The organism is Shewanella electrica, assembly GCF_022321485.1.
Lineage (GTDB): Bacteria > Pseudomonadota > Gammaproteobacteria > Enterobacterales > Shewanellaceae > Shewanella > Shewanella electrica.
In genome coordinates, this window is sequence record NZ_JAKOGG010000212.1 from 1 (window position 1) to 277 (window position 277).

Annotated in this window: 1 pseudogene; it reads left to right on the forward strand. The window is 52.0% G+C overall.

The features are described from left to right. Positions 1-76: 76 nt before the first annotated feature. Positions 77-187 (forward strand): annotated as a pseudogene (locus tag L9G74_RS20405) (sodium:solute symporter family transporter); the annotation flags it as partial. Positions 188-277: the final 90 nt, after the last annotated feature.

Here is a 277-nt window from a genome sequence, read left to right on the forward strand (position 1 = left end):
CGTGGCAGTTGCCGGGCATCAAAGTATCTAACGCCAGAATGTTTAAATCGGCTTCCAGCACTTTATACATGGTTTGCTGCTAGCCGCCATCATCGCCCTCAATCCTAAAAGCAGCGTGCTCGGCTTGGTCAGCTATGCATGGGCGGGATTTGGCGCAGCTTTCGGTCCCGTTGTTTTGCTCACCATATGGCACAGTAGTGAACGGGTAACATCAGCCATTACTTTGAGGTGCAGCTGTTTGAGTGATCTGCGGCGATGCGTGCGTGACTAATCTGCT